Source organism: Streptomyces sp. NPDC058665 (assembly GCF_042714995.1).
Lineage (GTDB): Bacteria > Actinomycetota > Actinomycetes > Streptomycetales > Streptomycetaceae > Streptomyces.
Genome location: NZ_JBHXRX010000127.1, coordinates 1 through 7,275, shown reverse-complemented (window position 1 = coordinate 7,275; position 7,275 = coordinate 1). Strand labels below are relative to the sequence as shown.

5 protein-coding genes are annotated in these 7,275 nt (G+C 69.8%); 1 reads left to right on the top strand and 4 read right to left on the bottom strand.

Features of this window, described 5'->3' with window-relative positions:
- Window positions 1-284: 284 nt before the first annotated feature.
- The 4 genes from ACFWV8_RS37980 to ACFWV8_RS37965 form a co-directional block, all read right to left on the bottom strand.
- The gene (locus ACFWV8_RS37980) at window positions 285-1,259 is read right to left on the bottom strand and encodes an acyl-ACP desaturase (protein ID WP_384215047.1); all 975 of its coding nucleotides are present in this window, start codon (window positions 1,257-1,259) and stop codon (window positions 285-287) included.
- A 127-nt stretch (window positions 1,260-1,386) separates the two neighbouring features.
- The gene (locus tag ACFWV8_RS37975) at window positions 1,387-3,714 is read right to left on the bottom strand and encodes an ATP-binding cassette domain-containing protein (RefSeq protein WP_384215046.1); all 2,328 of its coding nucleotides are present in this window, start codon (window positions 3,712-3,714) and stop codon (window positions 1,387-1,389) included.
- Between the two features lie 87 nt (window positions 3,715-3,801).
- A complete protein-coding gene (locus ACFWV8_RS37970) occupies window positions 3,802-5,445 on the bottom strand; it encodes an ABC-F family ATP-binding cassette domain-containing protein (RefSeq protein ID WP_384215045.1) in 1,644 nt (547 codons plus the stop codon).
- 251 nt (window positions 5,446-5,696) lie between these two features.
- A complete protein-coding gene (locus ACFWV8_RS37965; RefSeq protein ID WP_329379035.1) occupies window positions 5,697-6,113 on the bottom strand; it encodes an SsgA family sporulation/cell division regulator in 417 nt (138 codons plus the stop codon).
- A 198-nt stretch (window positions 6,114-6,311) separates the two neighbouring features.
- Here ACFWV8_RS37965 and ACFWV8_RS37960 point away from each other — a divergent pair, with 198 nt between their 5' ends.
- Complete coding sequence (locus ACFWV8_RS37960; RefSeq protein ID WP_384215044.1) at window positions 6,312-7,007, top strand: endonuclease V; 696 nt, start codon at window positions 6,312-6,314, stop codon at window positions 7,005-7,007.
- The last annotated feature ends 268 nt before the right edge of the window (window positions 7,008-7,275 follow it).

Here is a 7,275-nt window from a genome sequence, read left to right as displayed (position 1 = left end):
CCGAGGGGGGCACGGGAGGTGCCCCCTCCGTTGTCGTCGGTCGCCAACTCCCCCGTAGCCCCCAAGGGGGCACGGGAGGTGCCCCCTCCGCGTTGACTCCCTCCTCCGCCTTGCGATCGCACGCACCAGACCCCGCTCCCTGATCCGGCCTGATCCAAACGACAGACCCCACGGCCGTACGCCGTGCGGGGTGTACGGCCCGCGGCCTGTCACCCGTGGGGAGCTCCGCCTCATGGGGCACGTGATGAATCCGTGCCGCCCGTCGCCGGACCGGGCCCCCGGGGTCAGCCGACGGCGCGCGCGGCCATCCGGGCCTTGCGGGCGGCGAGCTTCTCGTCGAACTTGCTCGCCTCGGTGTCGAGCCCGCCCATGTACATGCCGAGCTCTTCCTGCGCCTTGAGCCCCTCGGGGCCAAGACCGTCGATGTCGAGCACCTTCAGATAGCGCAGCACCGGCTGGAGCACGTCGTCGTGGTGGATGCGCATGTTGTAGATCTCGCCGATCGCCATCTGCGCGGCGGCGCGCTCGAAGCCCGGCATACCGTGCCCCGGCATCCGGAAGTCCACGACCACGTCGCGCACCGACCGCATGGTGAGGTCCGGGGCGATCTGGAAGGCCGCGCCGAGCAGATTGCGGTAGAAGACCATGTGCAGGTTCTCGTCGGTGGCGATACGGGCCAGCATCCGGTCGCAGACCGGGTCACCCGAGTGGTGGCCGGTGTTGCGGTGCGAGACACGGGTCGCCAGCTCCTGGAAGGCGACGTACGCGACGGAGTGCAGCATCGAGTGCCGGTTGTCCGACGTGAAGCCGTCCGACATGTGCGCCATCCGGAACTGCTCCAGCCTGTCCGGGTCGACGGCGCGCGACGCGAGCAGATAGTCGCGCAACACGATGCCGTGCCGGCCCTCCTCGGCGGTCCAGCGGTGCACCCAGGTGCCCCACGCGCCGTCGCGGCCGAAGAGGCTGGCGATCTCGTGGTGGTAGCTGGGGAGGTTGTCCTCGGTCAGCAGGTTCACCACGAGGGCGACCTTGCCGAGGTCGGTCACCTTGGACTGCTCCGGCTCCCAGGCCGTGCCGTCCTCGAAGAAACCGGGGAAGTTGCGCGCGTCGGACCAGGGCACGTACTCGTGCGGCATCCAGTCCTTGGCGACCTTGAGATGGCGGTTGAGTTCTTTCTCCACCACCTCTTCCAGTGCGTACAGCAGTCGGGCGTCTGTCCACGCCTCCGAACTGCCGAGATGGGGAGAGGTGAGTGTCACGGATGCTCCTGGGGACGGGAGTGGTACCTACGGGTTCGTAGGTTACGTGACCGTAGGTTAAGGGCGCGGTAAGCCGCGAGCCAAGACCGGAGTCGCGATACTCACTTATCCGCGGTTGGATGCCCCTTTACATGTGATTATGTGAGCGGTTCGCGGGGCCGTAGGGAGCCGTATCGAGAGACAGGTCACGCCCCAGATCCCGCCGGAGGTACTCCGCGGTGAACGACTTGGGGTGGCGCAGCAGTTCGGCCGGTGTTCCCTCGAAGACGATCTCGCCGCCGTGTTTTCCGCCGTCCGGACCGAGGTCGATCACCCAGTCCGCGCGTTTGACCACATCCACGTTGTGCTCGACGCAGATCACCGTGTTCCCCGCGTCCACCAGCCGGTCGAGCAGCGCCAGCAGCGTGCCCACGTCCGCCATGTGCAGCCCGGTGGTCGGCTCGTCCAGGACGTACACGCTGCCCGTACGGTGTAGTTGGGTCGCCAGTTTGATGCGCTGGCGCTCCCCGCCCGACAGGGAACTGAGTGGCTGACCGAGCGTCAGATACGTCAGCCCCACGTCGTTCAGGGTCCGCAGCTTGCGTAGCAGCCCCCGGTCGCCGCCGAACTCCTCGAAGAACGGGATCGCCTGAGCCGCCGTCATGTCCAGCACGTCCACGATGGACCTGCCGCCCACCCGGAGCGCCAGTACGCGGTCGTTGAACCGCCGCCCCTCGCACACCTGGCAGACTGTCGTCACCGGGTCCATGAACGCGAGGTCCGTGTAGATGATCCCGCGCCCGGCGCATTCGGCGCAGGCGCCGGAGGAGTTGAAGCTGAAGAGGCCCGGCCCGACGCCGTTCTCCTTCGCGTACACCTTGCGGACGGTGTCCATGGCGCCGAGGTACGACACCGGCGTGGAGCGCGACGAGGCCGTGATCGCGCCCTGGTCGATGACGATCGCGTCCGGGTGGGCGGCGGTGAAGACCCGCGAGACCAGCGTCGACTTGCCCGATCCCGCGACACCGGTTACGGCCGTCAGCACCCCGGCGGGGAACCGTACGTCGATGCCCTTCAGGTTGTGCAACGCGGCCCCACGCACCGGCAGTTGGCCGGTGGGGGAGCGGAAGGTGTCCTTGATGGGCGTACGGCTCACGAGATGCCGGCCGGTGAGGGTGTCCGAGTCCCGCAGCCGCTCCACCGTCCCCTCGAACACCACCTGTCCGCCGTCCGCGCCCGCCCGGGGCCCCATGTCGACGACATGGTCCGCGATGGCCACCACATCCGGGTCGTGCTCCACCACCAGCACCGTGTTGCCCCGGTCGCGCAGCCGCCGCAGCAGATCGTTCAGCCGGCCCACGTCGCGCGGGTGCAGACCCACGCTCGGCTCGTCGAAGATGAACGTCAGCCCCGTCAGCGAACTCCCCAGATGGCGCACCATCTTGAGCCGCTGCCCCTCACCGCCGGAGAGCGTGGTCGTCTCCCGGTCCAGGCTCAGATAGCCGAGCCCGATCCCCACCAGCCGGTCGAGCCGCTCACGCGCCGCGGTTGCGATCGGCGTCGCCACCGGGTCGTCGATCGCCGCCAGTACACCCACCAGGTCCCCGACCTCCATCCGGGTGTAGTCGGCGATGTTCAGGCCGTCGATACGGGTCGCCAGCGCCGCCTCGTTCAGCCGCGCCCCGCCGCACGCGTCGCACACCCGCTGCGCGGTGAACCGGCTCGCGGCCTCCCTGCGCTTCTCGGACAGGCTCGCCGTGTCCCGCTTGAGGAAGAGCCGCGTGAAACGGCCCACGACACCCTCGAACCGTACGTCAGCCGCGCCCGTCCGCAGCTCCAGCCTGACGGTGAAGTCGCCGCCGTACAGCAGCAGTCGGCGCTCCTCGGCGGTGTACCGGTCGATCGGCTTGTCCGGGTCGAAGTGCCCCGAACCGGCGTACAGGCTCCACTCCCAGGTGCCCACCGAGAGCCCCGGCAGCAGCAGCGCGCCCCCGTTCAGGGACTTCGACCAGTCGACCGCGCGATCGAGGTCGAGCCGTACGACCCGCCCCACGCCGTCGCACTCCGGGCACATGCCGGACGGGTCGTTGAAGGAGTACGCGGTGGCCGCCCCCGCGCTCGGCGTGCCGTACCGCGAGAACAGCACCCGGATCACCGAGTAGATGTCGGTCATCGTGCCGACGGTGGAACGGACGTTGCCGCCCACCGGCTTCTGGTCGATGACGATCGCCACGGACAGGTCATCGATCGCCTCGACGTGCGGACGCTCGTGCTTGGGCAGCCGGTTCCTGATGTACGTCGTGAAGGTCTCGTTGAGCTGGCGCTGCGACTCCACGGCGATGGTGTCGAAGACGATCGAGGACTTGCCGGACCCGGAGACCCCGGTGAAGACGGTGATCCGGTCCTTGGGAATGGTCAGCGAGACGTCCCTGAGGTTGTTCTCACGGGCGCCCACGATGGTGATGTTTCGAGGCATGGGCCCGAAGCTAATCGGGAATCCAGACAACTGCTGTCCGGATTCCCGACCGCCTCTGGTTCGTGTTTCGACCCCCGGGGACGGCCGCTACGAGGCCGTCCCCGCCCGTACCTCCTCCACCGTCGTGTCACGCAGCTCGCCGTCGAGAACCAGCCACCGCGTGATACCGATCGACTCCAGGAACGGCAGGTCGTGGCTCGCCACGACCAGGGCGCCCCTGTACGCCCCCAGCGCCGCCGTGAGGGCGCGCACACTCGCCAGGTCGAGATTGTTCGTCGGCTCGTCCAGCATCAGCAGGCGCGGCGCCGGCTCGGCGAGCAGCAGAGCCGCGAGCGAGGCGCGGAACCGCTCACCGCCCGACAGCGTCCCGGCCGGCTGGTTCGCCCGCGCGCCCCGGAACAGGAAGCGCGCGAGCCGCGCCCGGATCATGTTGTCCGTGGCCGCGGGCGCGAACCGCGCGACGTTCTCCGCCACGCTCAGCGCGTCGTCCAGGACGTCGAGCCGCTGCGGCAGGAAGCGCGTCGGCACAAGCGAATCGGCCTCGCCCGCGACCGGCGCCAGCTCCCCGGCGACCGTCCGCAGCAGCGTCGTCTTGCCCGCCCCGTTCCGGCCCACCAGCGCGATCCGCTCCGGGCCGTGGATCGCGAACTCGCCCTTGGCCCGCGCCCCGTACCGCAGCTCCAGCTCGCGCAGACGCAGCACGCCCACGCCGGGGTGGACCTCGGTGGCCGGCAGTTCGATCCGGATCTCGTCGTCGTCACGCACCGCCTCCACCGCCTCGCCGAGCCGTTCCCTGGCCTCCGCGAGCTTCGTGGTGTGCATGATGCGGTGCTTGCCCGCCGAGACCTGCGCCTGGCGTTTGCGCTCCTGCATGATGGTCTTCGGCTCGCGCTTGGTGTCCCACATCTTCTGTCCGTAGCGCTTGCGCCGGGCCAACTTGACCTGGGCGTCGGCCAGTTCGCGCTTCTGCCGCTGCACATCACCCTCGGCGGCGCGCACCATCCGCTCCGCCGCCTCCTGTTCGACGGCCAGGGCCTCCTCGTACGCGGAGAAGTTCCCGCCGTACCAGGTCACCTCGCCGTCCCGCAGATCGCCGATCCGGTCGGCCAGATCGAGGAGTTCACGGTCGTGGCTGACCATGACCAGCAAGCCGGACCAGCCGGCGACGGCCTCGTGGAGCCGCCTGCGCGCGTACAGGTCGAGATTGTTCGTCGGCTCGTCCAGCAGCAGTACCGCGGGACGGGCCAGCAGCAGCGCCGCCAGCCGCAGCAGGACGCACTCGCCGCCCGACACCTCGCCGATGGTCCGGTCGAGGCCGACATGGCCGAGTCCGAGCTGGTCGAGCGTGGCGCGCGCCCGTTCCTCGACGTCCCAGTCGTCACCGATCAGGGCGAAGTTCTCCGCGCTCGCGTCGCCCGCCTCGACGGCGAGCAGCGCGGCACGGGTGTCGGCGATACCGAGCGCCTGGTCGACGCGGAGAGCGGTGTCCAGTACGGCGTTCTGCGGGAGATGGCCGATCTCGCCCACCGCGCCGGTCCTGCCATCGGTGGGCGTGAGTTCGCCCGCGATCAGCTTCAACAGGGTTGATTTCCCTGACCCGTTGACGCCGACCAGACCCGTCCGGCCGGGGCCGACGGCCAGGTCGAGATCGTCGAACACGACGGACCCGTCCGGCCAGGCGAAGGAGAGCGCGGAGCACGTGATCTGCGGGGAAGCGGAGGAAGTTGACATACGGGTCTCCTGGCTGCTGCGAAGGGATGCGAGGCAACGGTGGGAGACACCGGCGTGGGGCACCGGGGAGGGACGGCTCGACAGCCGAGGTCGCACGCGGTGCGCGCGGGTCAGGGAGCCGCGCGGCACGGTGTCTCAGGGGACCTCAGAAGAGCAACGTCCTACTCCGTTCGGCGACAACAGGACTGCTGTGCACCGTACGAGGGGGCGGTCGCGGGAAGCAACGCGTTTTTACGGCCGGGCGGCGGGGTTCAGCAGGCGTCGCGCAGCAGCTCGGCGACGTCGTGGTCCAGATCGAGATACAGATGCTCGCGGCCGACGGGGACGACACCCAGGGAGCGGTCGAGGAAGCGCCGTACCTCCGAGGTGCGGACATGGACCATCGCGACGCCTTCGGGGGCGTGGAACTCCAGCACCGTACGGTCGTAGCCGAACGGCCGCACCCGTACGTCACCGAGCCCGGCCGGCTCGTCCATCCCGACCGTCAGCAGCTCCCGGGAGAACGCCCAGGACACCTCGGTACCCTCCAGCGTCGCCGTGGGCGGGAACGCCATCTGTACGGCGAAGGGATCCCCGCCGTCGTAGCGCAGGATCGCGGGAACGGTCTCCAGCTGTGGCGCCGAGGCGACCAGCCGGGCTTGCAGGTCCTGCTCGATGACGGTGGACAAGGCCAGCTCCCCTTTGCGCGGCTCGGGCGGATGAGTGTCTTCCGCTACAGGGAAAGACGACGCAACGCGCTGAAGAGTGCTCGGTGAACGGCGTGAGCTACGTCACCGTTTTTCCTACTCGCGGGTCGGTGTCAGCGGCACCTCCCGACTCCGGACGAAACGGTCGCGGTCCCTTCGCGGCACTACCCTTGACCCACCATGACGACGATCAGGACACCCGCCGACGAGGCCGAAGCCAGGGCGATCCAGGACGAGTTGCGCGAACTGGTCGTGCTCGACGAAGCGGGGCCGGAGCCCGGGACCGGGTCGGTGACGGGGGTCGACGTCGCGTACGACGACGACCGCGACATCGTCGCCGCGGCTGCCGTCGTCCTCGACGCGGCCACCCTCTCCGTCGTGGACGAGGCGACCGCCGTCGGCCGCGTCACCTTCCCCTATGTGCCGGGCCTGCTCGCCTTCCGCGAGATCCCGACGGTCCTCGCCGCCCTCGACGGCCTGACGTCGGACCCGGGACTGGTCGTCTGCGACGGTTACGGCCGCGCCCACCCCCGCCGGTTCGGACTCGCCGCCCATCTCGGGGTGCTGACCGGGCTGCCGGTGATCGGTGTCGCCAAGAACCCCTTCACCTTCTCGTACGAGCAACCCGGCCCCCGGCGCGGCGAGTTCGCACCGCTGCTGGCCGACGACGGTGAGGAGGTGGGCCGGGCGCTGCGTACGCAGGACGGTGTGAAACCCGTGTTCGTCTCCGTCGGCCACCGCACCGGCCTCGACACCGCCTGCGCGCACACCCTGCGGCTGGCCCCGGACTTCCGCCTCCCGGAGACGACCCGCCGGGCGGACGCGCTGTGCCGCCGGGCGCTGCGCGAGGCGGTGGAGGCGACGCGCGGAAACTGATCCGGCGCGGAGCGATGAGTTTCGGGCGGGGCCCCGGTCTGCCTTTCGAAGGGATAGGTGCGCGGCGGCCCGTGCTGGGGGCGGGCCGCCGCGTTCCCATGACCCTCGCCGTCCGACCCTCGCCGTCTAGGGCGTGTTGTGAAAGTGGCGTCGTCCGCCCAAAGGGCGGGGCTCACGGCGTCTGGTGCGTGCGATCGCAAGGCGGAGGATCATCCTCGTACTGGACGTACTTGGATGACTCCGACAACGCGGCGAGCGCGCGTGCCAG

What these genes read in the sequence shown, in the direction of transcription:
- ACFWV8_RS37975 (WP_384215046.1), bottom strand. Translation starts at nt 3,714, where the DNA reads ATGCCTCGAAACATCACCATCGTGGGCGCCCGTGAGAACAACCTCAGG.
- ACFWV8_RS37970 (WP_384215045.1), bottom strand. Translation starts at nt 5,445, where the DNA reads ATGTCAACTTCCTCCGCTTCCCCGCAGATCACGTGCTCCGCGCTCTCC.
- ACFWV8_RS37960 (WP_384215044.1), top strand. Translation starts at nt 6,312, where the DNA reads ATGACGACGATCAGGACACCCGCCGACGAGGCCGAAGCCAGGGCGATC.